The organism is Micromonospora reichwaldensis, assembly GCF_031845925.1.
Lineage (GTDB): Bacteria > Actinomycetota > Actinomycetes > Mycobacteriales > Micromonosporaceae > Micromonospora > Micromonospora reichwaldensis.
In genome coordinates, this window is the sequence record NZ_JAVRFL010000025.1 from 59,667 (window position 1) to 82,790 (window position 23,124).

Sequence of the window (23,124 nt, forward strand, 5' to 3'; positions counted from 1 at the left end):
ATCAGGGTCGGTGGGGGCGGCGGGCGAGGACGAGGGTGGTGCGCAGGCGCAGCACGACGCTGCCGCCGAAGCCGTCCACGAGGGTGCGCATCGCGGTGGCCGCCCGGGTCTGCTGCGCGGCGGTGCGCTGCCGGTACGGGCCGAAGGTCCGCAGCAGGCGCAGGTAGCCGTCGGTGGTCAGGGTGAGGTCGCGGTGCAGGGTGTGGGCGCGTACGTCGGTGAACAGGCCGCTGTCGGTGATGTCCTGGTGGAACCAGTCGGTGCGGCGGCGGGTGGCGGTGGGGTCGACGCCGCGCAGCGTGGTGTCGACGGCGCGGGCGTGCTCGGGGTCGGCGTAGCCGTATTCGTGGCCGAAGACGGCGAGGGTGCCGCCGGGGGTGAGGGCGTCGTGGGCGCGTGGGTTGCGGGTGGCCGGGTCGAGCCAGTGCCAGGCCAACGCGCAGGCGAGCAGGGGTACGCCGCCGGTGGGTGGCTGCCACCGCTCGAAGGTGTCGGTGACGGGGTGGATCTGCGGGAAGGTGGCGGTGAGTCGGGCGGTCATGCGGGGGTCGGGTTCGACGCAGGTGACGGGCGTGCCGAGGCGCAGCAGCACGGCGGTGCCTTTGCCGGTGCCGGCGCCGATCTCGGTGACCGTGGCGGGGGTGCCGCCGTGGTAGTCGCGGATGAGGTCGGCGAGGGCGCTCGGGTAGTCGGGACGTGCGTCGTCGTAGAGGTCGGCGACGTCGCCGAAGACACCGGTCACAGCGCGCATCGTCGCACGGACGGTGACGGTTCGGGGTGCGGCGGACGGGGTCAGAGGCCGCCGGCGACGCGCAGGACGGTGCCGGTGGTGTAGCTGGCGTCGGGGCCGAGCAGCCAGGCGATGGCGCCGGCGACCTCGTCGGGTTCGCCGGGGCGGCCCAGTGGGATGCGGGCGGCGGCCCGGTCGGGGCGGTCGGGTTGGCCGGAGAGGGCGTGGATGTCGGTGCGGATGATGCCGGGGGCGACGGCGTTGACGCGGATGCCGCGGGGGGCGAGTTCCTTGGCGAGGCCGGTGGTGAGGGTGTCGGTGGCGGCCTTGACGGCGGCGTAGTGGACGTACTCGCCGGGGCTGCCGAGGGTGGCGGCGACGGAGGAGACGTTGACGATGGCGGCGCCGCGGTCCATGCGGCGGGCGGCCTGCTGGGCGCAGAGGACGTAGCCGATGAGGTTGACGTCGACGACGTGGCGCAGGTCGGCCGGGTCGAGGTCGACGAATGCGCCGATGGGGCTGGTGACGCCGGCGTTGTTGACCAGGCCGGTGATCGGGCCGAGGTCGGCGGCGGCGTCGAACAGGGCGGTGACCTGCTCGGGGTCGCGGGTGTCGGCGGGTACGGCGAGGCCGCGTACGCCGGTGGCTTCGATGTCGGCGAGCACGGCGGTGGCGGCGGCGCGGTCGCGGCGGTAGCTGAAGGCGACGTGGTGTCCGGCGTGGGCGAGGCGGCGGGCGGTGGCGGCGCCGATGCCGCGGCTGCCGCCGGTGATGACGGTGACCGGTCGCATGTGCCTCTCCCCTGTCGTGGCTGCGGGGCCGACGCTACCGGCGGGCGGCGTGGGGCGGGCCGGTGGGTGGGCGCATAGGCTCGGGCGCGTCGGTGGACGGTGACGTGGAGGTGCGCGGTGGCGGGTGTGGGTGTCGGTGACGTGGTGCGGGACTTCGAGTTGCCCGACGAGACGGGTACGCCGCGGCGGCTGTCGGAGTTCCTGGCCACGGGTCCGGTGGTGTTGTTCTTCTATCCGGCGGCGTTGACGCGGGGGTGCACGGCGGAGAGCTGCCACTTCCGGGACCTGGCGGCGGAGTTCGCGGCGGTGGGCGCGACGCGGGTGGGCATCAGCCGGGATCCGGTGGAGAAGCAGGCGGAGTTCTCCCGCCGGCACGGGTTCGACTATCCCCTGCTGTCGGACGTCGACGGTACGGTCGCCGACCTGTTCGGGGTGCGGCGGCGGCTGCCGTTGGGTGCGCTGAGCACGCGGCGGATGACGTTCGTGATCGGCACCGACCGGCGGATCGTCGAGGTGGTCCACAGTGAGCTGAACATGAACGACCACGCGGACGCGGCGTTGCGGGCGCTGGGGGGGTTGATCTTCCGCTTGTCGGCGTGGGCTGGTATCAAGGCAGGCGTCTGAACAGGTGTACGAGGGAAGAGGTTGCTGATGGGTGCCGCTGGCCAGGGTTTGTCCACTGACGAGGTGCAGAGCATCCGGGAGGCGCTGGCGGCGGGCCGCAAGCCGAAGGTGGTGTTCACCGCCTCGGCGGGTCAGATCGCCGGGCAGGTGGGTCAGGTGGTGGAGCTGACCGACCCGGCCGTGTCGGACGAGTTCGTGGTGGTCCGGTTCGGTCGCGACGAGTTGCCCTTCTCCCCCGCTGACGTGGCGGTGGCCCCGCGCGGCGCCGGGCGTAAGGCGGCGGAGCCGCAGCCGGAGACGCCGGAGCCCGAGCCGGCGGCGCCGGCGGAGCCGGAGTTCGTGTTGGACCGGGTGCCGCAGCAGCGGCGGGAGGAGCCGAAGGTGGAGTCGGTGGAGGCGAAGCCCGCCCCGGCGCGTAAGGCGGTGAAGGCCGTGAAGCCGAAGGGGCCGGCGGGGCTGACGGTGACGTTGGCGTACGCCGACGGTGAGTGGACGGTCGCGGCCCAGCAGGGCAGCAAGTCGCTGGCGAAGCCGTACGTGGTGAAGCCGGCGGAGGCGCTGCGGATGGTGGCGCTGGTGGACGTGCCGGGCGTGCATGAGGCGGTGGAGCAGATCATGGCGGCCGAGCGGGCCGAGGCGGAGCAGCAGGCGGAGAAGCTGCGCGCGGAGCTGGCGGAGATCGAGGCGCGTCTGGCGGAGCTGCGCGAGGCGCGCTGACGCGGACGGCCGGCGGGGTGGGTGGCGGTGCCGCTCGCCCCGCCGGCGCGGGCGGGTGTGCTGGTCGACGAGCCTGCCGACGCGTCCGGTGGCGGTGCGCGGGGCGAGGTCGGCCTGGCGGGCGCCTTGGGGTGGTCAGGGGCGCGGGCCCAGGAACAGGCCGCCACTGGCGTCGATGACCTGCCCGGTGACCCAGCGTGCGGCGTCGGAGGCGAGGAACGCGACCACGTCGGCGACGTCGCCGGGCTCGCCGAGCCGGTCGAGTGCCGTCATCGCGGTGATCAGCTCGGCCAGGCCCGGTGTCTCGAAGACCGGCCCGTTGGTCGCGGTCCGGGTGGCGCCGGGCGCGACCGCGTTCACCGTGATTCCCCTGGCGCCGAGCTGGTTGGCCAATGTCAGGGTCATCGTCTCGACCGCGCCCTTGGTCATGGCGAACGACGTCTGGGTGGCGTTGGCCATCCGGGTCGCCGCGGACGAGATCGTGATGATCCGGCCGCCGTCGGCAAGCAGGGGCAACGCGCGCTCGATGATGAAGTACGGCGCCCGTACGTTGACCGCGAACAGATGGTCGAAGGCTGCTCGTGTCGTGGCGCCGAGCGGGCCTGCGGGTGGCGCCGCCGCGTTGTTGACGAGGATGTCGAGTGCTCGCCCGGCCAGGCTGGCCTCGACGCCCGCGAACAGCGTCTCGACGTCTGCGTCCACGCCCAGTTCCGCGCCGACGGCGTACGCCGTTCCACCATCGCGCACGATCTGGTCGACCGTCGCCGTCGCGCCGTCCCGGTCCGTGCCGAAGTGCGCGATGACGACCGCTCCCCGCGCTGCCAGCCGGATCGCGATCGCCTGGCCTATGCCGCGCGACGCGCCGGTCACCAGGGCTGTCCTGCCGACCAGATCACCCATGATGTTAGGTACTCCCAACTTGTTAGTGACTACCAGTGCGATAGTGTCTACCACATGAGGGAGCGACACTCGACACTGCGGGAGCAACGACGGGCCGAGACGCAGCGCGTGATCCAGGCGCACGCGGTGCGGTTGTTCGTCGAGCGCGGGTACGACGGCACGACCGTGAACGACGTCGCAGCGGCCGCGGGCGTGTCTGCGATGACGGTGTACCGGCACTTCCCGACGAAGGAGGACCTCGTGCTGGTCGACCAGAACGGTCCGCTGGTCGCCGAACGGATCGCCGCGACGCCGGCCGGGCAGCCCCTGGTGCGCCGCATCGGCGGCGCGCTCGTCGACTCGGCGCGGACGCTGACCGCCGGCGACGACCGGCTCCTGCTGGCCCGCCTGCGGCTGATGATCTCGACGCCCGCCCTGCGCGCCCGACACCTGGACAACCACTACGTGCTTCAACAAGCCATCGTCGACGGCCTCGGGGACGAGGCCGCCGATCCGGAGACGGCCTTCCACGCCACGGCGGCGGCCAGCGCCTGCCTGGCCGCCATGCACACCGCGCTGGTGCGGTGGGCGGAGGACGACGGGCGTACCGATCTGCCCGACCTGATCGCGAAGGCGTTCGCGGCGGCCTTCGGCGACATCACGCTCCGGCAGGAGTGACGACGCGGAAGGAGAATCGCGTCGACCCCGCGGCCGGCGCGGGTGGCGGCGGGACCTCACCGCCACCCGCCGTGGGGGTCAGTGCCGCGGGATGTGGGCCACCCCGATGCGCTTGCGGAACACCCAGTACGTCCAGCCCTGGTAGGCCAGCACGATGGGGGTGAACACCACCGCCACCCAGGTCATGATCTTCAGGGTGTAGGGGGTGGAGGCGGCGTTGGTGGCGGTCAGCGTTCCCGCCGCGTCGAGCGTGGAGGGCAGCACGTTCGGGAAGAGCGCCGCGAAGAGCGTCGCCACGGCCAACGCGATGGCCACGGCGGTGCCGGTGAACGCCCAGCCCTCCCGGCGGGCGCGGGCGGCGGCGAGACCACCGAGCAGGGCGAGGGCCGCGCCGACGGCGAAGACGACGGCGGCGGTGCTGGAGCGGATGTTCAGCGTCCAGGTCAGGAACGCCACCGCGAGCACGGCGGCGGCCAGGCCCACGCGTACCGCGAGGGCGGCGGCGCGCTCGCGGACCTCGCCGACGGTCTTCAGGGCGATGAACACGGCGCCGTGGGTGAGGAACAGCGCCGCGGTGGTCGCGCCGCCGAGCAGGGCGTACGGGTTGAGCAGGTCGAGCAGGCCGCCGACGTACTCGTGGTCGGCGTCGAGCGGCACGCCGCGCAGGATGTTGGCGAACGCCACGCCCCACAGGATCGCCGGCACCACCGAGCCGACGAAGATGGCGGTGTCCCAGCGGCGTTTCCAGGACGCCTCGGGGCGCTTGTGGCGGTACTCGAAGGCGACGCCGCGGATGATCAGGGCGAGCAGGATCAGCAGCAGCGGCAGGTAGAAGCCGGAGAACAGGGTGGCGTACCACTCGGGGAACGCGGCGAACATGGCGCCGCCGGCGGTGATGAGCCAGACCTCGTTGCCGTCCCAGACGGGGCCGATGGTGTTGATCAGAACGCGGCGTTCCCGGTCGTCGCGGCCGAGTACGGGCAGCAGCATGCCGACGCCGAAGTCGAAGCCCTCGAGGATGAAGTACCCGGTGAACAGGACCGCGACGAGCAGGAACCAGATGGTGGTGAGTTCCACGGTGTGTCTCCGGTGATCAGTAGGCGAACGCGAGCGGGCGCTCGGCGTCGTCGTGGGTGTCGTCGATCTCGGGATCGGGGGTCAGGTCGGGTACGCCGGCCTTGGCGTAGCGCAGCAGCAGCTTGACCTCGACGACGGCGAGGGTGGCGTAGATGAGGGTGAAGGCGGTGAAGGAGGTGAGCACCTCGGTGAGCGAGACGCTGCGGGAGACGCCGTCGCGGGTGAGCATCTCGCCGAAGACGATCCACGGCTGGCGGCCCATCTCGGTGAAGATCCAGCCGAAGGAGTTCGCGGCGAGGGGCAGCAGGGGCATGACCAGGCCGGCGCGCAGCAGCCACTTGCTGGTGGGGGTGCGGCCCTTGCGTTGGCTCCAGAGCACCAGCAGGGCGATGGCGGCGGCGGCCATCCCGAAGCCGATCATGAAGCGGAAGCTCCAGTAGGTGACCGGGATGATCGGGGTGTAGCTGCCGGCGCCGTACTGGGCGGCGTACTGGGCCTGCAGGTCGTTGATGCCCTGCACGGTGCCGTTGGGGTCGCCGGTGCCCAGCCAGGACAGCAGGTGCGGGATCTTGAGGGCGAACAGTTCGCGGCTGCCGTCGAGGCTGCCGACGGTGAGTACGGAGAACGAGGCGGGGCTCTCGGTGGTGTAGAGGCCCTCGGCGGCGGCCATCTTCATCGGCTGCACCTGGGTCATGATCTTGCCTTGGATGTCGCCGGTGATGGCGACGGCGGCGGCGGAGACCAGGGTGACCCAGGAGCCGAACTTCGCGGCGAAGCGGTAGGCGGGGGTGTCGGCGGAGTCGCGGTTGCGTACGAGGTGCCACATGGCGACGGCGACCAGCAGGGAGCCGGCCACCAGGAACGCGCCGGCGATGGTGTGCGGGAAGGTGATCATGGCGACCTTGTTGGTCAGCACGGCCACGAAGTCGGTGAGTTCGGCGCGGCCGGTGTCGGGGTTGATCCGGTAGCCGACCGGGTTCTGCATGAACGAGTTCGCCGCGAGGATGAAGTACGCGCTGAGGTTGCTGCCGATCGCGGCGGCCCAGATGGCGGCCAGGTGCAGCCGCTTGGGCAGGCGGTCCCAGCCGAAGATCCACAAGCCGATGAAGGTCGACTCCAGGAAGAACGCGACCAGGGCCTCGATCGCCAGGGGGGCGCCGAAGATGTCGCCGACGAAGCGGGAGTAGTCGCTCCAGTTCATGCCGAACTGGAACTCCTGCACGATGCCGGTCACCACGCCCATCGCGAAGTTGATCAGGAAGAGCTTGCCGTAGAACTTGGTGAGCTTCAGGTACTTCTCGTCGCCGGTGCGGTGCCACATCGTCTGGAGGATCGCCACCAGCACGGACAGGCCGATGGTCAGCGGCACGAAGAGAAAGTGGTAGACGGTGGTGACACCGAACTGCCAGCGGGCGACGTCCAACGCGTCCACCAGTAACCCCCCAGGCTGTGCATACTACGAGACGTAGTAAATACTACTGCTCGTCGTAGAAGAATCGGCAGGGGCGGGGGTCCCGAAGCGACCCGGGACCAATGACCCTGATCACCCTCTGCCGGACGGCCCCGACTGTCCGCGCCCCGCGCCACGCGGGGTGGCCCGCGCGTGCGACCATGCGCGCTGATGGACACCACCCGCCCGACCTGGCAGCCACCGCTGATCTGGCGTGCCGCGCAGCTGCTCGCCCGCGTCGTCGTCGCGCTCCTGGCCCGCCTGGAGGTCAGCGGCGACGTGCCCGAGGCGCTGCGCCGGGGCCCGCTGATCCTGGCCGCCAACCACATCAGCCCGTGCGACCCCGTCGTGCTCGCCGCCGCCTGCCGCACCCGGGGCGTCGCCCCCCGGATCATGGCCACCGGCGGGCTGTTCCGCACCCCCGTCATCGGCGCCGCGATGCGCCGCGCCGGGCACCTGCGGGTCGACCGGGGCACCGCCGCCGTCGGCCGCGCCCTCGACGACGCCGCCGCGGCGGTCTCCGGCGGCTCGGTGATCCTGGTCTACCCCGAGGGCCGCATCGGCCTCGACCCCGGCTTGTGGCCCGAACGCGGCAAGACCGGCACCGCCCGCCTCGCCCTGGCCTGCGGGGCGCCGGTCATCCCGGTCGCCCAGTGGGGCTCCCACGAGTTGGTGCCCTACCGCGCCCCGAAGGGGCTGCTGCGCGGGGTCGCCCGCGCGGTGTGGCGCCGCCCGGTGCTGCGCGTGCACTTCGGCGAGCCCGTCGACCTGACCGACCTCGCCCACGGCGCGCCCGGCGCCGCCCGGCAGGCCACCGACCGGATCATCGACGCCATCACCGACGCCCTCGTGCCGCTGCGCCCCGACGAACCGGAGCGCCCCCGCCACGTCGACCCCGGTCGCCCGACCGACACCAGCCGCGCGCACCGCCGGCACCGCTCGCCCGGCTGACCCGCCGGGCCGCCGCCGCCCGTGCGCGCCGTCAGAGCGCCTGCGCCAGCCGCAGCAGCTCGCCGACCGCCGTCGCGACCGGCGTCACCGGAGCCGCCACCACCGCCAGCCGCTGCAACAACCCGGTGACCCGGCCCGGTTCGGCGTCCGGGCGGGTCAGCTCCGCGCGCAACTGCGCGGCCGTCACCCGGGCCGGCTCCGACAGCTCGCCCCGGTGCCGGTCGAGCACCTCGAGCAGCTGCCGGACCAGCGCCGTGGCGTCGACACCGGGGGGCGCGGCCGCCCACAGGCTGCCGCCGCTGGCGTACGCGCCCGAACCCACCGCCTGGTTGCCCACCTGGCTCACCCCGCCGGACTGCTGGATGCCGTAGTTGGTCGCCTCGGGCATGCCCGTCCTCCCCTTCTATTCAGTCGTCACGCGGCCGACGGCCGCGCGGCGGCGCCCCCTCGGCCTGCTGCTCGGCCCGGGCGCCCTGGCCCACCGCCTGGTTGCCGACCACACTCAGGCCGCCGGTCTGGATGACACCCTGGTTGAGGATCGTCGTCTGCCGGTTACGGAACTCGGCCGTGTCCACCCCACGGGCGTCCAGGAAGTCCATGATGGCGGCCAGCACGTGCCGCTCGACGACCTTCAGGTGCTTGGCGGCGTCGAGCACCTGGAAGTAGTTGTGGTATTCGGCGCCGGAGGCGACCTCCCGCACGCCGACCCGGGCACCGTAGTCGTAGCCCAGGTCCTCGCGGGCCAGTTGCCGCAGCCGCGCCTGACGCCGCCCACGCGCGGCGCCGCGCACCAGGTCCCGCAGCAGCCGCAGCGGTGCACCCAGCGCGGTGGGCAGCAACCGCTCGGTGCCGGCGGCCAGCACCTGCGCGAGCTGACTCACCGGCAGCCACTCGGTCAGCCGGTCCACGTCGTGGTACCCCTGCCGCGGCGGCTCCAGCACGGTGCGGGCGCACTCCAGATAGAGCACCTGGCCGTCGGTCGAGAAGTGCAGGAACGTGGAGGCGACGACCTCCCCGCCCCAGGACGGCACCAGGGCGCACAGGTAGTGCCGCGCCGCGCCCTGCGGGCGGCCGGCGACCTCGCGTACCTCGTCGTCGGACCACCGCTGGCGCGGCATCCGCTCCCGGTGCGGCAGCAGCCGCGCGTCGCCGGTGAGCCGGTCGCCGCAGACGAACACCCGGTCCTCGAGCAGCAGCCCCGCGAGCCGCTCCGGGCTGGGATCGCCGGCCTGGTCCAGCCGGATCGCCGCCAGCCGGGCCCGCACGTGGTCGATGAGCTCCACGACGGTGAACGGCGCGGGGGCGGACACGTCGCCCGTGAGGGCGGTCCCGGCCGGCCCGTGGGCGTCCGCCAGGATCGGCAGGGCGAACGACCACCCCGCCACCGGCGTGCCGTGCCCGACGAACGGGGTGTAGCCGCCGTAGACCGTCACGTTGCCGCCCTGGGCGCGGTCGACGGCGGCCAGCCGCTCGGCGTCACGCGCCGGCAGCGACGCCACGTCGGGCGGCCCGGGCCGGAACCGGGCCCGGCGCAACCGGGTAACCAGCAGCCGCCGGGTGCCCAGCAGGTGCCCCACGAGCACCAGGTAGGCGACCAGGCCGGCCGGCAACGCCAGCCACGGCCGGCCGACGAACCAACCGGGCAGGCCCGCCGGGTCGTCGCCCGGCGTGGCCGCGCCGAGCTGGAAGACCAGCACGAGCGAGACCGTCGCGATCGCGATCATCGACAGCAACGGGCCCACCGGGCCGTTGCGGCCGGGCCGCAGCGGGGCCAGTGAGCTGCCCACCGCCATCGTGACCCCGACCAGCACCGTCGCCAGCGGGGCGAGCAGTACCGCCAGGCCACCGGCGACCAGCAGCCCGACGTCACGCAGACGACGCCGCCGGCGGGCGGACAGGCAGTGCCGCAGCACCGTGCCCAGGTCGAAGCCCACCGACGGGGCGACCGCGCGCAGGTCGTCGTCGAACACCTCGGCCAGCACCCGCTCGGTGAACGCGTCGTCGGTGTGGGCGGCCGCGCACAGGTAGCGGGTGGCCTCGCTGCCGGCGTCCGGGTGCGAGCGTGCCGACGGCGCCTCGTCGCGCGGGCCGCTGTGCTGCCGTACCACCATGTCAGCCACCTCCGTGCCGGGTCGCCGGGAATCCCTCACGGCGCGGCCCCGGTCCGCGCACCGCCGCCCAGGCCAGCAGGACACCCACGACGAAGCCGCAGTACAGCGCCCCGGAGATCGCGCCGCGCACCGTCGAGGTCAGATCCGCGCCGCGCAGCATGCCGCTGTCGGTGAGGACGTGCATCGTCACGCCGCCCGCCGCCGCGAGCACCGCCGCCGTCACGCTCGCGCCGATCACCCCGAGCACCCGGTGCGTACGCCGCGGCGCGAGCGCCGGGGTGGCCAGCCGACGCAGCAACGCCACCGCGATCACGACGAACAGCACGGTGCGGGCGTTCTCCGCCAGCCACCAGGCGACATGGTCGGCCCGCAGCGGCCGCACGTCCCACCTCGGCCAGCCCAGCCCCGCCAGGATCGCCTCGCCCAGCGCCCCCACCAGCCCCGCCGGTCCGTCGCCCCGCGGCAGTCGGTAGCGCCACTCGATGATCAGCCGGGCGGCCCACGGGTTACCGACCAGCAGGACCAGCCAGAGCAGCGGCCGGACCTCCGGCGGGACGCGCCGGTGCGGGCGCTCCGGCGGCGGCAGCACGATGCGGGCCGGCAGCGGGTCCAACGCCCGGGCCGCCACCGCGGGCGCGGGCGCCGGCGGCTCCCCGGCCACTCCCGACCGGGGCGCAGGCGTCCATGGCATCACCCGGACATCTTCACCGCACCGCAGCGCGACACCGTCGTCACTGTCCGACATCCGCCAGCCGCGCGTCGACGCGGTGGCAACCGGGCGGCCACCCGGCGGCCGACGGGGCCGGGCATACTCCCCGCGTGACCCACGCCTACCTCGACGGCCCCGCACCGCTGGCCTTCGCCCACCGGGGCGGCGCCGCCGAGGGCGACGAGAACACCGCCGCGGCGTTCGCCCGGGCGATCGGGCTCGGCTACCGGTACGTCGAGACCGACGTGCACGGCACCGCCGACGGCGTCGCGGTGGTCTTCCACGACGCCACGCTGGCCCGGGTCACGGGCGAGCCGGGGCGCATCGCCGACCTGCGCTGGACCGACCTGGCCTCGGTACGCGTCGGCGGCGCCGCCGTGGTCCCCCGCCTCGACGAGGTCCTCGACGCCTGGCCGCAGGTGCGGTTCAACATCGACGTCAAGGCCGACGGCGGCGTCGAGCCGACCGTGGCCACCGTCGCGCGCGTCGGGGCCGGCGACCGGGTGCTACTGGCCTCGTTCAGCGACGCCCGACTGGCCCGGCTGCGCGCCCTCACGCAGGGACGCGTCGCCAGCAGCCTCGGCATGCGCGGGGTGGCCCGGCTGCGGATGGCGTCGCTGACCGGGCGGGCGCTGCGGCTGCCCCCGTCGGTGGTCGCCGCGCAGGTGCCGGTGCGCTACGGGCGGGTGCCCGTGGTGGACCGCCGGTTCCTGCGACACGCCCACCGACTCGGACTGCACGTGCATGTCTGGACGATCGACGAACCTGCCGAGATGCACGAGTTACTCGACCTCGGAGTGGATGGCATCATGACCGATCACGTCGGCGTGCTGCGCGACGTGTATCACAGCCGCGGCCACTGGGCCGCCTGAACCGTTCGAAGGACCCCGATGGCCGAGACCGTCACCCCCGCCGTGGACGACACCCCCGCCCCGGCGAGCACCCGCCGCGAACGCAGCGGCTGGTACTTCTACGACTGGGCGATGTCCGCCTTCTCCACCACCGTCATCACCGTCTTCCTCGGCCCGTTCCTGACCACCGTCACCAAACTCGCCGCCGGCTGCGAACTCGGCGCCGACACCTGCGGCGGCTACGTGTACCCGCTGGGCATCAAGGTCGCCGCCGGCTCGTACTTCCCGTACCTGGTGTCGTTGTCGGTGTTCCTCACCGTGTTCGCGCTGCCGATCGTCGGGGCGATCGCCGACCGCTCGGCGCACAAGAAGCGGCTGCTCGCCGCCGCCGCCTTCATCGGCGCCGGCGCGACCGTCGGCATGCTCTTCGTCACCGGCGACCGGTACCTGCTCGGCGGGGCGCTGTTCATGGTCGCCAACATCGCCTTCGGCGCCGGTGTCGTGGTCTACAACTCGTTCCTGCCGCAGCTCGGCGGCCCCGACGACCGCGACGGCATCTCCAGCCGCGGCTGGGCGCTGGGCTACCTGGGCGGCGGCCTGCTGCTGGCGCTCAACCTCGTCGCGGTCAGCCTGCTCGGCGAGGAGGGCAACCACCAGCGCACCCTCGACCTGGCCCGCTGGTCGATCGTGTCCGCCGGCGTGTGGTGGGCGGTGTTCACCCTGATCCCGCTGCGCTGGCTGCGCGAGCACCCCACGGCCGCCGCGCGGGCCGGCGGCAACCCGGTCACCGACGGGTTCCGGCAGCTCGGCCGCACCCTGCGCGAGATCAAGGCGTACCCGCTGACGCTGTTCTTCCTGCTGGCTTTCCTGGTCTACAACGACGGCATCCAGACCGTCATAGCCCTGGCCAGCCAGTACGGCACCGAGGAGCTGAAGCTCGGGCAGAGCACCCTGATCGTCACCATCCTGCTGGTGCAGTTCCTCGCCTTCGGCGGCGCGCTGCTGCTCGGCGCCCTCGCCAAGCGCATCGGCGCCTGGAAGACCGTGCTGATCAGCCTGGTGCTGTGGACCGGGGTGATCCTCGGCGCGTTCCGGCTGCCCGCCGAGGCGCCGGTGCCGTTCATGATCCTCGGCGCCGCCATCGGCCTGGTGCTCGGCGGCAGCCAGGCCCTGAGCCGGTCGCTGTTCAGCCAGCTCATCCCCGCCGGCAAGGAGGGCGAGTACTACGGCTTCTACGAGATCAGCGACAAGGGCACCAGCTGGCTCGGCCCGCTGGCCTTCGGCATCGTGTTCCAGCTCACCAACTCCTACCGGGTGGGCCTGGTCTCCCTGCTGATCTTCTTCGTCGTCGGGTTCCTGCTGCTGCTGGCCGTGCCGATCCGCCGGGCGATCGTCGCCGCCGGCAACACCCCGCCCCGGGTGCTCTGAGGAACGCGGGCCCGTCCGCACCGGCCGGATCAGCGGGCGTCGATCGGCTAGGCTGCCCGACCGTGACCGTCCACGCCACCGCCCCGACCTGCCTGGCGCGCCCACCGCTGGGCCCCGACGACTCCCCCGCCGGGTGCGCCGCGGCGCGGGGCGTGGACGGGCGTCCGCTGCACGCGGCGGCGTTGAAGTTCTTCTGGGGGCCGATGGACTGCGGCAAGTCCACGATGGCGTTGCAGATGAACTACAACCACTCCCGGCAGGGCCGCCGCGGCCTCGTCACCACCCGCATCGACCGCTCGCTCGGCCCGCAGGTCACCACGCGCATCGGCCTGGCGCACGAGGCCGTCGAGGTCACCGACGAGCTGGACCTGCGGACCCTGGTACGCGACACGTGGGCCGAGGGCGTCCGCGTCGACTACCTGATCTGCGACGAGGCGTCGTTCTACAACCTGGAGCACATCGAGCAGATGGCGGAGCTGGTCGACAGCTACGACGTCGACGTGTACGCGTTCGGGCTGGCCACCGACTTCCGCTCGTGCCTGTTCCCGGCCGCGCAGCGGCTGTTCGAACTGGCCGACGAGGTGGCCCGCATCCAGGTCGAGGTGCTCTGCTGGTGCGGCCGGGAAGGGCTGCTCAACGCCCGGGTCGTCGACGGCCGGGTGGTCCGCGAGGGCCTGCAGGTGGTCATCGGGGACACCGTGGACAGCGCCGAGGTGCGCTACCAGGTGCTCTGCCGCCGGCACTACCGCGCGGGCGAGCTCGGCCCCCGCCGCTGAGGCGTCAGTACGGGTCGCCGCACACCCGCCAGTCGCCGTCCTCGCGCACCACCGACAGCTTCCGCTCCTCGGTGAGGCCGCTGTCGCGGGTCAGCCGCACCGCCACCGTGCCGCGTGGGCTGCCGCCCCGGGTCGCCACCGACACGTCGACGATCTCGTAGCCGTTGACCAGCGGCGGGGTGCGCAGCCAGCTCGTGAACCCGATCGGGCTCCACCGGCTGCGCGCGTCGGCGCAGAGCCGGTCGTACGCGCCGTCGGTGTCGCCCGCCGCCACCGACCGCAGGAACCCGTCCGCGGTCTCCCGCACCGGGCCGCTGGCCTGCGTGACCACCTGCACGTTCCAGGCGCCCAGCCCGGCGACCCCGATGCAGCACAGCAGCACGGTCACGCCCGCGAACACCAACCCGGTACGCACCGGGCGGCTCCGACGGGCCGGCCGGCTCCACGGCTGCTCAGCGCCCACCCGTCGACCGTAGAGAACCGGTGGGCCCGCCCGCAGGAAAGTCGGCCCTGTCGCCCCCCGTACCGGCCGGCCGGATCACGGTCGCCGCCGGCGCCGAGCCCGGCCGGGCCGCGCGCGGTCACGGCTCGATGAGCCCGGCCCGGATGGCGTAGCGGGTCAGTTCCAGCCGGTCGCGGAGGCCGAGCTTCTGCAGCAGGTTGGCCCGGTGCCGCTCGACGGTCTTGACGCTGATGAACAGCAGGCGGGCGATCTCCTTGGAGGAGTGGCCCTCGGCGACGAGCTTGAGGATCTCCTCCTCGCGTTCGGTGATGGCCCTGGCCGGCACGCTCTCGCCCCGCGCGCTGCGTTCCAGGTAGGTGCGGATGAGGGCGTTGATGGCACCGGGATAGAGGAACGGTTCGTCACGTACGGCGGCGCGGCAGGCCTCCACCAGGTCGCGGTCGGCGACGGACTTGAGCACGTAGCCGTTGGCGCCGACCTTGAGGGCCTCGAAGAAGTACTGCTCGTTGTCGTACATGGTCAGGATGAGGATGCGCAGGCCCGGCTGCTGCCGGGACAGCTCCCGGGCCGCCTGGAGGCCGGTCAGCCGCGGCATGGCGATGTCGAGGATGGCCAGGTCGGGGCGCTCGGTCTGGGCCAGGGCGATGGCCTCCGCGCCGTCGCCGGCCTCCGCCACGACGGTCAGGTCCGGTTCGCTGTCGAGGATGAGGCGCACGCCACGGCGGACGAGGGCGTGGTCGTCGGCGAGCAGGATGCGGGTGGTCACGGCCGGCCCTCCCGGTCGCCGACGGGCACCCGCAGCCGCACCTCGGTGCCGCCGCCCGGGCCGGGCCCCACGCTGAGCTGGGCGCCGATGAGCAGGGCCCGCTCCCGCATGCCGCGTACGCCGGCGCCCTCGGCAGCGTCGCCGATGCCCCGGCCGTCGTCGCGGATCCGCAGCTGCACGTGGCCCGGTCGACGGGTCAGCGACAGCTCGACGGTGGCGGCCCGCGCGTGCCGGACGGTGTTGGTGAGGGCCTCCTGCGCCACCCGGTAGATCACCAGCTCGGCCTCGCCGTCGAGGGCGGGCAGGTCGGCGTCGAGGTGCTGGCGCACGGACAGGTCCGTGTGCCCGGTGACCTCCGTGACGAGCGCCTTGAGGGCGCTGGTCAGGCCGAGCTCCTCCAGTACGCCGGGGCGCAGCCGGCGCGCGATGCGGCGGATCTCGTCGAGGCTGTCGCGGGTGGTCTCCTGCACCTGGGCGAGTTGGGCGCGGACCGGCTCGGGCGCGTGCCGGGCGACCTGCTTGAGTTCGAGCAGGACCGCGGTCAGGGTCTGGCCGACCTCGTCGTGCAGTTCCTGGGCGACGCGCCGGCGCTCGGCCTCCTGGGCGGACAGGGCGCTGGCCGCGCTGGTGGCCCGCTCCGCCTCCAGCCGGTCGATCATGGCGTTGAAGGCGCGGATCAGGTCCGCGATGCCGGCCTGCCCGGCTGGGACCGGGCGGGGCTCGGGCTGCAGCAGGTCGATGGTGGTCATGGCCCGGGTCAGCCGGTGCAGCGGCGCGAGGCCGACGCGCAGCAGCGCGGCGTTGGCGACCAGCATCGCGGCGAGGCCCACGGTCAGCACGAGGGCCTCGGTGAGCAGCACGGGGGTGGACACCGTGACCGGGCCGAGCAGCAGCAGCGTGGCGGCGACGAGCACGGCGGCGTTGAGCAGGAAGATCCGCCAGAACAGCGACACGACGGCACCTCCCCTCCCGCTCCGGTTCCGACGTCCTGCGACTCCGGCGCTCGTCCGCGCTTCGTGACGCGACGGGCCGGCACGCGCCGCGGCGGTGATCACTCTCGTCATGGCCAGCCTGTCGGCCGGGGCGCGTGCTGTAAATGCGTGCCGGCACCCATTATCGCCGCAGGTCGGCCGGGCCGCCGACGGGCCGGGCACCGGGCCGGCGGCAAATGGGTGTCAGCCCCGATGTCGACCCGCAGCGGACCGATGACCATGAACGCGAGCCCGGGGCCGGGAGCCGCTCCGGGCTCCGATCCCTCGTGCGCGGCTCCCTCTGTCGCCGCCCGTGCGGGCGTTCCCCGCCGCGCCGCGCCGAACCCGGGAGGACCCTGTGAACCGTCATCCGATGGTGACCGCACCCGCGCCACCGGAAGTTGAGACGGTCACCTGCGCGCAGCGGCGCGTCGGGGTGGAGCACGGTCCGCCGGGCGGGTGCCCGTGAGCGCGTGGCCCGCCCTCGCCGCGATCGTCATCTTCACGGTCGCCTTCGTCTTCATCGCCACCGAGAAGATCAACCGGGTCGCGGTGGTGCTGGGCGCCGCGGGCCTGATGGCCGCGCTCGGGCTGGTGCCCGGCTCGGACGTGTTCTACGCGCACCACGCTGGCATCGACTGGGACGTCATCTTCCTGCTCCTCGGCATGATGATCATCGTCGGGGTGATCAAGCAGACCGGCGTGTTCGAGTTCATGGCGATCTGGGCCGCCCAGCGCTCGCAGGGGCGGCCGTACCGGCTGATGGTGCTGCTCGTCGCGATCACCGGTATCGCCTCGCCGGTCCTGGACAACGTCACCACGGTCATGCTGGTCGCCCCGATCACCATCTCCGTCTGCCGCCGGCTGGGCATGCCCGCCGCGCCGTTCCTGATCGCCGAGGTGCTCGCCGCCAACATCGGCGGCGCGGCCACCCTGATCGGCGACCCACCCAACATCATCATCGGCAGCCGGGCGGGGCTGAGCTTCAACGACTTCCTCTGGCACATGGCCCCGGTCACGGTGCTGATGTTCCTCGCGTTCCTGGTGCTGGCGCGGGTCATGTTCCGCCGGGCGTTCGTGCACCGCCCCGAGCAGTTCGAGGCGGTACGCGACATGGACGCCCGCGCCGCCATCACCGACCCGCGGTTGCTGATCCGCTGCCTGGTCGTGCTCGGCCTGGTGATCCTCGCGTTCACGCTCCACACGGTGATCCACATCGACGTGGCCGTCGTCGCGCTGCTCGGCGCCGGGCTGATGGTCCTGGTGTCCGGGACGGACAAGTCGGCCTATCTGGGCGAGGTCGAATGGCCGACGCTGGTGTTCTTCACCGGTCTGTTCGTGATGGTCGCCGGCCTGACCGAGACCGGAGTGATCAGCTGGATCGGCGAACGGGCCAGCGACGCCGTCGGCGACAACTACTTCGCGGCGGCGACGGGCCTGGTCTTCGGCTCGGCGGTGCTCGGCGCGTTCTTCGACAACATCCCCTACGCGGCGACCATGGCGCCGATCGTGGAGGGCCTCGTCGCGGGGGCCCCGGACCCGGGTACCGGGCAGGCGTTGTGGTGGTCCTTCGCCCTGGGCGCCGACCTGAGCGGGAACGGCACGGCCGTGGCGGCCAGCGCCAACATCGTCGTGCTGGGCATCGCCGCCCGCGCCAAGGAGCCGATCAGCTTCTGGCAGTTCACCCGGTACGGCATCGTCACCACGATCATGACCACGGTGATCGCCTGGGTGTACGTGTGGCTGCGCTACTTCGCGGCGTAGACCAGTCCGCTGTGCAACACGACAGGAGGCAATGATGCAGATAGAACGCATGCCGCTGCCCGGCATCGGGGTCGGCTACACCCTGCACACCGGGGAAGGGCAGGTGATCGGGGTCGTCTGCCATCGCGGCGGCCGGCGGGACGTCGTCGTCTACGCCCCCGGCGACCCGGACACGGTGGAACGGTCCGTGGCCCTGAGCCCGACCGAGGCGCAGGAGGTGGCCGAGCTGCTGCACCCCATCGCCACCATCGACCACGTCACGCACCTGGAACGCCACCGGGAGGCGATCAGCGTCGTCGAACTGCCGGTGACGGCCGCGTCGCCCTACGACGGCCGGACCCTGGCCGAGGCCGTCGCGCGCATCCACGGGGTGAGCGTCGTCGCCGTCGTCCGCGACGGGCGGACGGTCACCGCACCGGGGCTGGGGCACGTCCTCGCCCACGGCGACGTCCTGATCGTCGCCGGCGGCCAGCAGAGCATCGAGGCGCTGAGCCGGGCGCTGATCCACACGGACCCGTAGGCCGCTCCACACGGACCTGCGGGCCGCGAGCACCGGGCGGTGGATGCCACCCACGCGCGGCATCCACCGGCCACCGGCACCTCAGCCGCGGCGGCGGGCCCGGGCCGCCCAGATGGCGTACGCGGGATCGCGGTCGAGGTTGTGCCGGTCCCGGTCGTAGCGGCGGGTGGTGCGCGGATCGGCGTGGCCCATCGCGTCCTGCACGTCCTCCAGGGGCACGCCCTCGGCGCGGGCGGTCGTGGCGAACGCGTGCCGCAACGAGTGCGGCGACAGCCTCGCCCAGGCCGGGATGCCGGCCGTGCGGGCCAGCCGGCGCACCAGCCGGAACATCGCGTGCCGGTCCAGCCTGGCCCCGCTGGCGGTGACCAGCAGCGGGCCGGTCAGCTCGTGCACCGCCACGCCCTGGGCGGCGGCCCGCTGGGCCAGGTACGCGTCGACGGCATACGCGGTGCCGGGGGTCAGGGCGCGGCGGCGGGACCTGCCGCCCTTGCCGACGAACCGCACGCTGCGGTGGCCCCGTTCGGCGCCGAGGTCGGCCAGGTCGAGTGAGACCAGCTCCCCCACGCGCAGGCCGAGGTCGGCCAGCAACGCGATCGCGGCCCGGTTGCGGGCGGCGGTCGGCCCGGTGTCGGCCTCGGCGGCGGCGAGCAGCGCGTCGACCTCCTCGGGGGTGAGCCCGACGGTCGCGGAGTGGTCCCGGTCGATGCGGGGTCGGTCGGCGCCGGCGACCGGGTTGGCCTCGACCGCGCGCAGCTTGACCAGGAAGTCGTACCAGCTGGACAGGGCGGAGAGCCGGCGGGCGACGGTGGCGGGGGTCAGCGGCTTGCCGGTGCGCGCGCCGAGTGTGGCCTCCAGGGTCCGGCCGTACTCGTTGACGTGCAGGAAGTTCGCCTGCAACGGGTCCAGTTCGCGGGCAACGCACCACGCGAGCCAGCCGGCGACGTCCCGCCGGTACGCGTCGCGGGTGTGCTCGGACAGCCGCCGGTTGCGCAGCCACGCCTCGGTGAAGTCGACGGGCCCCCCGGGCAGGGCCAGCGGGGTGGGCCGGCTTGGCCGCGCCGGAGCGTTCGGGGAGAGCATGTGAAAAAGGTTCTCAGCTTCGGGTCGAGAACGGGAGGAGGCGCGCCCTACGCGATCGTGCCGGGCCGCCCGGTGGCGATGGCGGGGGCGGCCGGTGGCGAGAAGGAGCGAGGGGCGGGCGGCGCACCGGCCGTCCCGCCCCCACCCGCCGGGATCAGGCGTTGATCTCCTTGCGGCCGTTGGCGGTGGCCGTGACGGTGACCCGGCGGGGCTTGGCCCGCTCCGCGACGGGGATCCGCAGGGTCAGCACGCCGTTGTCGTAGCCGGCCTCGAGCTTGTCGGTGTCGAGGGTGTCGCCGAGGAAGAGCCGCCGGGTGAAGGTGCCCATCGGGCGTTCGGCGGCGACGAGCTCGACGTTCTCGCCGGCGGGCCGGCGGCGCTCGGCGCGCACGGTCAGCACGTTGCGCTCGACGGTGCAGTCGATGCTGTCCGGGTCGACGCCCGGCAGGTCGAACGCCGCGTAGAACCAGTCGCCGTCGCGGTAGGCGTCCAGGGGCATGACCGCGGGGCGCGCGGCGGTGCCGAAGAACTGCTCGGTGATCCGGTCGATCTCACGGAACGGGTCGGTGCGCATCAACATGGCCTGCCTCCTCGGTTCTCCTGGCCGAAGGTCCTTGAGTTGAGTCGATGGGACTCAACTTCCTGTTCTTTATTTAGCGCGTTCCGGCCGCGTCGTCAACTCAGGACCTTCTCGAACCAGTGCTGGGCGTAGGGGCCGTCGTTGTACGCCGGGATCTCCCGGTAGCCGTGCCGGGCGTACAGGGCGCGGGCCTCCACCAGGTCGCTGCGGGTGTCCAGCCGGATCCGGTCGGCGCCGGCTGCCCGGGCCCGCTGCGCCACGGCGGCGAGCAGGGCCGCTCCGCCGCCGTGGCCGCGGTGCGCGGGGCGTACGTACACCCGGGTCAGCTCCGCCCAGCCCGGCCGGTACCGCAACCCGGCGCAGCCGGCCGGACGAGCGTCGCGGTACGCGAGCAGGAGGATCCCGGTGGGTGCGGCCAGGTCGTCGCTCGGGTCCTCGGCCATCGCCGCCGCGACCTCACCCGGCCGGACCGGGCGAGCGTGGTAGCGGCGGATCATCTCCGCGAAGTACTCCTCGAGCAGGGTCGTCGCCTCGGGCCGGTCGGGACGGGCCGGCACCGTCGTCCAGTCTGTCGCGCTCACCCGTCGATCCTCGCCCTCGGGTCAACGGGATATCCGCCGGCCGCGACGAGGGTGGGCCCGACGCCGCGGTCAGTCGCCGACGCGCCAGTAGACGCCCTGCTCCCGGGCCAGCAACTGCTCGTCGACCAGGTACCGGCGCAGCGCCACGTGGTCGGAGCCGCCGCCCTCGCACCAGCGCCGCAACACCTCGTCGACCGCCCGCTCCGGATAGCGCACCCCCGGCTCGAAGGACTTCGCCACGTGCACCAGCACCACCCGCCGCCGGCCGCGCTGCGCCGGCAGGCCGGTCAGCCTGTCGTCGCGCACGAAGGTGCGCAGCACGCGGTCCGTGGCGTCGCCGGCCGGCCGGGGCGCCACCGGCGTACGGGCCGCCTCCCGCAGCCGCTCGGCGTCGACCCGCAGGTCACCGTCTCCGCCGGCCACCAGGCCCGCGTCGACGAGCCGGCGGATCGCGGTGAGCACCTGCCGCGCCGACAGGCCCGTCCGGTCGGCCACTGCCGGGGCGTCGGCGCCGCCCAGCACGATCGCCGCGAAGACCTGCCGCCGTACGTCGTCGGCGAGTGCCCCCGCCAGAGCCTGCGCTGTCATGCCGGCCACCCTGCCAGCAGGCGTACGCGCACCGCACGTCAATTCCGCCCGCGCGGCCCGGTCACCGACGGATCAGCCCCCGGGCCCGGGCGACGGCGACGGCGGCGGTACGCGAGTCGACGTCGAGCTTGCCGTAGACGTGCACCAGGTGCGTCTTGACCGTGGCCTGGCTCAGGTGCAGCCGCCGGCTGATCTGCTGGTTGGACAGGCCGTCGGCGACGAGCTGCAGGACCTCTGTCTCGCGGCGGCTCAACGCGGTGCCCGGGGCACGCACCCGACCCATGAGGCGACGGGCGACGGCCGGGGCGAGGGCGGAACGGCCGGCGGCGGCGGCGCGCACGGCCGCCGCGAGTTCCTCGGGCGGGGCGTCCTTGAGCAGGTAACCGATCGCACCGGCCTCCACGGCGGCGAGGATGTCGGCATCGGTGTCGTAGGTGGTCAGCACCAGCACGGCGGGACCGCCGGGGCGGGCGGTGATGGCGGCGGTCGCCTCGGCGCCGTCCATCCCCGCGCCGAAGCGCAGATCCATGAGCACCACGTCGACCCGCTCCCCCTCGGCGAGCGCGACGGCCCGCTGCGCGGTCGCGGCCTCGGCGACCACCTCGAAGTCCGGCTCGGTGGCCAGGACGGCGCGCAGCCCGGCCCGTACGACCGGATGGTCGTCGGCCAGCAACAGGCGGATCGGACCGCTCACGCGCCCGCCTCCTCGGTGCCCGGGCGCGCGAAGCCGACGGCCAGCCGGGCGCCGCACCCGGGCGCCGACTCCACGATCAGGTTGCCGCCCAACTCCTCGGCCCGGGCCCGCATGGCGGCCAGCCCGAACCCGCCGTCGCCGTCCGGCCGGTCGCCGGCCGCGCCCACGTCGAAGCCACACCCGTCGTCGACCACGTCGAGGACGACGTCGCGCGCGCCGTACCGCAGCGTCACGTCGACGCGCCTCGCCCCGGCATGGCGCACGGTGTTGGCCAACGCGGACTGCGCGATCCGCAGCAGCGCCACCTCGTGGCGGGTCGGCAGGCGCACCGCCGTCCCGTCTACCCGCAGGCGTACGGTCAGCCCGGACGCGGCGGCGGTCGCGTCGCACAGCCGCCGCAGCGCCGCCGGCAGCGAAGCGCCGTCGAGGCCCGGCGGTGTCAGGGCGCGTACGAACCGGCGCGCCTCGACGAGGTTGTCCTGCGCGGTGCGGCGGGCCTGCTCGACGTGGCCCGCCGCCACGTCGAGCCGGTCGGGGAACCCACGCTGGGCGGCACGCAGCAGCAGTTGGATGCTCGACAACCCCTGGGCGAGGGTGTCGTGGATCTCGCGGGCCAGGCGTTCCCGCTCGGCGAGGACCCCGGCGGCGTGCTCGGCGGCGGCCAGTTCGGCGCGGGTGGCGGTCAGCTGCTCGATCAACCGCCGGCGGCGCTCGCTCTCCCGGTACAGCGCCTGGTAGCCGAGGACCGTGCCCACCGACACCGCGGCGCCGATGGCGGGACCGATCACCGCGCCCGGCGTGAGCGCCCCCTGGTGGCCGGCCACACCGGCGACCGCCGCCACGGTCGTGGCCGCCACCGCCACGATCCCCCAGCGCACGGGCAGCAGGTGCAGATGCAGCAGGAACAGCGGAAACGCGAACCACACCCCGTCCGGGGTCAGGGCCAGCAGCACCAGCCACCCGCCGGTCAGCACCGCCAGCCAGGCCAGCGCGGCAGGTCGATGCCGGCGCACCAGCGGCAGCGCCGCCCCGACGGCGTAGACGACGGCCAGCACCACGGCCGCGGCGAGCACGGCGGCACGCCGCGGGCCCGGCCCGGTGACGGCACGCATGGCGGCCACCGCGAGGAGGAGCCCGACCAGCAGGTGCAGGCAGACGCGCAGCACCCGCAGCGGACGAGCGAGCGATTCCGCGTTCACGATGCCTCCAGGCTAGGACGCCGACGGCCGCCGCCATCAACCAAAAGGTTGATCCCGACGTACGCAGTGCGACGCCCCGAAACCGATCGGCGGCGCGATGGCACCGGCCGCCATCCGGACGACGGTTGGTGCCGGGCCGCCACCGC

The 23,124-nt window shown here is 73.7% G+C and carries 26 protein-coding genes; 9 read left to right on the forward strand and 17 right to left on the reverse strand.

Annotated features, from left to right (window positions below; genetic code table 11):
- Position 1 precedes the first annotated feature (1 nt).
- Both RM555_RS20765 and RM555_RS20770 read right to left on the reverse strand, forming a co-directional pair.
- Positions 2 to 742: a class I SAM-dependent methyltransferase gene (locus tag RM555_RS20765; RefSeq protein WP_311413299.1), complete on the reverse strand. Its 741-nt coding sequence runs from the start codon at positions 740 to 742 to the stop codon at positions 2 to 4.
- A gap of 50 nt (positions 743 to 792) precedes the next feature.
- Entirely contained in the window at positions 793 to 1,521 is a 729-nt protein-coding gene (locus tag RM555_RS20770; protein WP_311413300.1) for an SDR family oxidoreductase, read from the reverse strand.
- A gap of 117 nt (positions 1,522 to 1,638) precedes the next feature.
- Here RM555_RS20770 and RM555_RS20775 point away from each other — a divergent pair, with 117 nt between their 5' ends.
- The gene (locus tag RM555_RS20775) at positions 1,639 to 2,145 is read left to right on the forward strand and encodes a peroxiredoxin (protein WP_311413301.1); all 507 of its coding nucleotides are present in this window, start codon (positions 1,639 to 1,641) and stop codon (positions 2,143 to 2,145) included.
- A gap of 27 nt (positions 2,146 to 2,172) precedes the next feature.
- A complete protein-coding gene (locus tag RM555_RS20780) occupies positions 2,173 to 2,862 on the forward strand; it encodes a hypothetical protein (RefSeq protein WP_311413302.1) in 690 nt (229 codons plus the stop codon).
- 135 nt (positions 2,863 to 2,997) lie between these two features.
- On the opposite strand, the gene RM555_RS20785 is transcribed toward RM555_RS20780, so the two are convergent.
- Positions 2,998 to 3,762, reverse strand: coding sequence for an SDR family oxidoreductase (locus RM555_RS20785; protein ID WP_311413303.1), 765 nt, complete (start codon positions 3,760 to 3,762; stop codon positions 2,998 to 3,000).
- 54 nt (positions 3,763 to 3,816) lie between these two features.
- Here RM555_RS20785 and RM555_RS20790 point away from each other — a divergent pair, with 54 nt between their 5' ends.
- Positions 3,817 to 4,419, forward strand: coding sequence for a TetR/AcrR family transcriptional regulator (locus tag RM555_RS20790; RefSeq protein WP_311413304.1), 603 nt, complete (start codon positions 3,817 to 3,819; stop codon positions 4,417 to 4,419).
- Between the two features lie 78 nt (positions 4,420 to 4,497).
- On the opposite strand, the gene cydB is transcribed toward RM555_RS20790, so the two are convergent.
- Together cydB and RM555_RS20800 are read right to left on the reverse strand one after the other, a co-directional pair.
- The gene (gene cydB, locus RM555_RS20795) at positions 4,498 to 5,496 is read right to left on the reverse strand and encodes a cytochrome d ubiquinol oxidase subunit II (RefSeq protein WP_311413305.1); all 999 of its coding nucleotides are present in this window, start codon (positions 5,494 to 5,496) and stop codon (positions 4,498 to 4,500) included.
- Between the two features lie 16 nt (positions 5,497 to 5,512).
- Positions 5,513 to 6,928 carry a cytochrome ubiquinol oxidase subunit I gene (locus RM555_RS20800; protein WP_311413306.1) on the reverse strand — a complete coding sequence of 472 codons (1,416 nt, stop codon included), beginning with the start codon at positions 6,926 to 6,928 and terminating at the stop codon, positions 5,513 to 5,515.
- Between the two features lie 189 nt (positions 6,929 to 7,117).
- Here RM555_RS20800 and RM555_RS20805 point away from each other — a divergent pair, with 189 nt between their 5' ends.
- Positions 7,118 to 7,897, forward strand: a complete 780-nt coding sequence (locus RM555_RS20805) for a lysophospholipid acyltransferase family protein (protein ID WP_311413307.1) — start codon at positions 7,118 to 7,120, stop codon at positions 7,895 to 7,897.
- 31 nt (positions 7,898 to 7,928) lie between these two features.
- Here the strand turns inward: RM555_RS20805 and RM555_RS20810 are convergent, their stop codons facing one another.
- Genes RM555_RS20810 through RM555_RS20820 form a run of 3 tightly spaced genes read right to left on the reverse strand, consistent with a single transcriptional unit; the run spans position 7,929 to position 10,699 of the window.
- Entirely contained in the window at positions 7,929 to 8,285 is a 357-nt protein-coding gene (locus RM555_RS20810; protein WP_311413308.1) for a hypothetical protein, read from the reverse strand.
- Positions 8,286 to 8,304: 19 nt separating this feature from the next.
- Positions 8,305 to 10,008, reverse strand: coding sequence for a hypothetical protein (locus tag RM555_RS20815; RefSeq protein WP_311413309.1), 1,704 nt, complete (start codon positions 10,006 to 10,008; stop codon positions 8,305 to 8,307).
- Between the two features lies 1 nt (position 10,009).
- Entirely contained in the window at positions 10,010 to 10,699 is a 690-nt protein-coding gene (locus RM555_RS20820; protein ID WP_311413310.1) for a hypothetical protein, read from the reverse strand.
- A gap of 128 nt (positions 10,700 to 10,827) precedes the next feature.
- Here RM555_RS20820 and RM555_RS20825 point away from each other — a divergent pair, with 128 nt between their 5' ends.
- The 3 genes from RM555_RS20825 (at position 10,828) to RM555_RS20835 (ending at position 13,772) form a co-directional block, all read left to right on the forward strand.
- Positions 10,828 to 11,589 (forward strand): glycerophosphodiester phosphodiesterase, encoded by a 762-nt coding sequence (locus tag RM555_RS20825; RefSeq protein ID WP_311413311.1) that lies wholly within the window; start codon positions 10,828 to 10,830, stop codon positions 11,587 to 11,589.
- Between the two features lie 18 nt (positions 11,590 to 11,607).
- Positions 11,608 to 12,996: an MFS transporter gene (locus tag RM555_RS20830; protein ID WP_311413312.1), complete on the forward strand. Its 1,389-nt coding sequence runs from the start codon at positions 11,608 to 11,610 to the stop codon at positions 12,994 to 12,996.
- Positions 12,997 to 13,058: 62 nt separating this feature from the next.
- Positions 13,059 to 13,772: a thymidine kinase gene (locus RM555_RS20835; RefSeq protein ID WP_311413313.1), complete on the forward strand. Its 714-nt coding sequence runs from the start codon at positions 13,059 to 13,061 to the stop codon at positions 13,770 to 13,772.
- Between the two features lie 4 nt (positions 13,773 to 13,776).
- On the opposite strand, the gene RM555_RS20840 is transcribed toward RM555_RS20835, so the two are convergent.
- From RM555_RS20840 to RM555_RS20850, 3 genes are all read right to left on the reverse strand, one after another.
- Positions 13,777 to 14,235 (reverse strand): Rv0361 family membrane protein, encoded by a 459-nt coding sequence (locus tag RM555_RS20840; RefSeq protein WP_132237628.1) that lies wholly within the window; start codon positions 14,233 to 14,235, stop codon positions 13,777 to 13,779.
- Between the two features lie 118 nt (positions 14,236 to 14,353).
- Positions 14,354 to 15,001 (reverse strand): response regulator, encoded by a 648-nt coding sequence (locus RM555_RS20845; RefSeq protein ID WP_132237626.1) that lies wholly within the window; start codon positions 14,999 to 15,001, stop codon positions 14,354 to 14,356.
- Positions 14,998 to 15,954: a HAMP domain-containing sensor histidine kinase gene (locus RM555_RS20850; RefSeq protein WP_311413314.1), complete on the reverse strand. Its 957-nt coding sequence runs from the start codon at positions 15,952 to 15,954 to the stop codon at positions 14,998 to 15,000. The genes RM555_RS20845 and RM555_RS20850 overlap by 4 nt, the downstream gene beginning before the upstream one ends.
- A 483-nt stretch (positions 15,955 to 16,437) precedes the next feature.
- On the opposite strand from RM555_RS20850, the gene RM555_RS20855 reads away from it, so the two are divergent.
- Both RM555_RS20855 and RM555_RS20860 read left to right on the forward strand, forming a co-directional pair.
- Positions 16,438 to 17,736, forward strand: a complete 1,299-nt coding sequence (locus RM555_RS20855; RefSeq protein ID WP_311413315.1) for an ArsB/NhaD family transporter — start codon at positions 16,438 to 16,440, stop codon at positions 17,734 to 17,736.
- A 34-nt stretch (positions 17,737 to 17,770) separates the two neighbouring features.
- Positions 17,771 to 18,256, forward strand: coding sequence for a cation:proton antiporter regulatory subunit (locus RM555_RS20860; RefSeq protein WP_311413316.1), 486 nt, complete (start codon positions 17,771 to 17,773; stop codon positions 18,254 to 18,256).
- Positions 18,257 to 18,337: 81 nt separating this feature from the next.
- On the opposite strand, the gene RM555_RS20865 is transcribed toward RM555_RS20860, so the two are convergent.
- The 6 genes from RM555_RS20865 to RM555_RS20890 all read right to left on the reverse strand — a co-directional run bounded on the left by RM555_RS20865 (position 18,338) and on the right by RM555_RS20890 (position 22,978).
- On the reverse strand, positions 18,338 to 19,336 hold the full coding sequence (locus RM555_RS20865; RefSeq protein ID WP_311413317.1) for a tyrosine-type recombinase/integrase: 999 nt from the start codon (positions 19,334 to 19,336) through the stop codon (positions 18,338 to 18,340).
- A 154-nt stretch (positions 19,337 to 19,490) separates the two neighbouring features.
- The gene (locus RM555_RS20870; RefSeq protein ID WP_311413318.1) at positions 19,491 to 19,916 is read right to left on the reverse strand and encodes an Hsp20/alpha crystallin family protein; all 426 of its coding nucleotides are present in this window, start codon (positions 19,914 to 19,916) and stop codon (positions 19,491 to 19,493) included.
- Positions 19,917 to 20,011: 95 nt separating this feature from the next.
- Positions 20,012 to 20,497, reverse strand: coding sequence for a GNAT family N-acetyltransferase (locus RM555_RS20875; protein ID WP_311413319.1), 486 nt, complete (start codon positions 20,495 to 20,497; stop codon positions 20,012 to 20,014).
- A gap of 69 nt (positions 20,498 to 20,566) precedes the next feature.
- Positions 20,567 to 21,085: a DUF2087 domain-containing protein gene (locus RM555_RS20880; RefSeq protein ID WP_311413320.1), complete on the reverse strand. Its 519-nt coding sequence runs from the start codon at positions 21,083 to 21,085 to the stop codon at positions 20,567 to 20,569.
- Positions 21,086 to 21,146: 61 nt separating this feature from the next.
- Positions 21,147 to 21,779, reverse strand: a complete 633-nt coding sequence (locus RM555_RS20885) for a response regulator transcription factor (protein ID WP_151453187.1) — start codon at positions 21,777 to 21,779, stop codon at positions 21,147 to 21,149.
- Positions 21,776 to 22,978, reverse strand: coding sequence for a sensor histidine kinase (locus tag RM555_RS20890; RefSeq protein WP_311413321.1), 1,203 nt, complete (start codon positions 22,976 to 22,978; stop codon positions 21,776 to 21,778). Before RM555_RS20890 ends, RM555_RS20885 begins: the two co-directional genes overlap by 4 nt.
- Between the last annotated feature and the right edge of the window lie 146 nt (positions 22,979 to 23,124).

Excerpts from the sequence above, each read along its gene's own strand:
- RM555_RS20770 (WP_311413300.1), bottom strand. The coding sequence starts at position 1,521 with ATGCGACCGGTCACCGTCATCACCGGCGGCAGCCGCGGCATCGGCGCC.
- RM555_RS20780 (WP_311413302.1), top strand. The coding sequence starts at position 2,173 with ATGGGTGCCGCTGGCCAGGGTTTGTCCACTGACGAGGTGCAGAGCATC.
- RM555_RS20785 (WP_311413303.1), bottom strand. The coding sequence starts at position 3,762 with ATGGGTGATCTGGTCGGCAGGACAGCCCTGGTGACCGGCGCGTCGCGC.
- RM555_RS20790 (WP_311413304.1), top strand. The coding sequence starts at position 3,817 with ATGAGGGAGCGACACTCGACACTGCGGGAGCAACGACGGGCCGAGACG.
- RM555_RS20805 (WP_311413307.1), top strand. The coding sequence starts at position 7,118 with ATGGACACCACCCGCCCGACCTGGCAGCCACCGCTGATCTGGCGTGCC.
- RM555_RS20810 (WP_311413308.1), bottom strand. The coding sequence starts at position 8,285 with ATGCCCGAGGCGACCAACTACGGCATCCAGCAGTCCGGCGGGGTGAGC.
- RM555_RS20815 (WP_311413309.1), bottom strand. The coding sequence starts at position 10,008 with ATGGTGGTACGGCAGCACAGCGGCCCGCGCGACGAGGCGCCGTCGGCA.
- RM555_RS20820 (WP_311413310.1), bottom strand. The coding sequence starts at position 10,699 with ATGCCATGGACGCCTGCGCCCCGGTCGGGAGTGGCCGGGGAGCCGCCG.
- RM555_RS20830 (WP_311413312.1), top strand. The coding sequence starts at position 11,608 with ATGGCCGAGACCGTCACCCCCGCCGTGGACGACACCCCCGCCCCGGCG.
- RM555_RS20860 (WP_311413316.1), top strand. The coding sequence starts at position 17,771 with ATGCAGATAGAACGCATGCCGCTGCCCGGCATCGGGGTCGGCTACACC.
- RM555_RS20865 (WP_311413317.1), bottom strand. The coding sequence starts at position 19,336 with ATGCTCTCCCCGAACGCTCCGGCGCGGCCAAGCCGGCCCACCCCGCTG.
- RM555_RS20870 (WP_311413318.1), bottom strand. The coding sequence starts at position 19,916 with ATGTTGATGCGCACCGACCCGTTCCGTGAGATCGACCGGATCACCGAG.
- RM555_RS20880 (WP_311413320.1), bottom strand. The coding sequence starts at position 21,085 with ATGACAGCGCAGGCTCTGGCGGGGGCACTCGCCGACGACGTACGGCGG.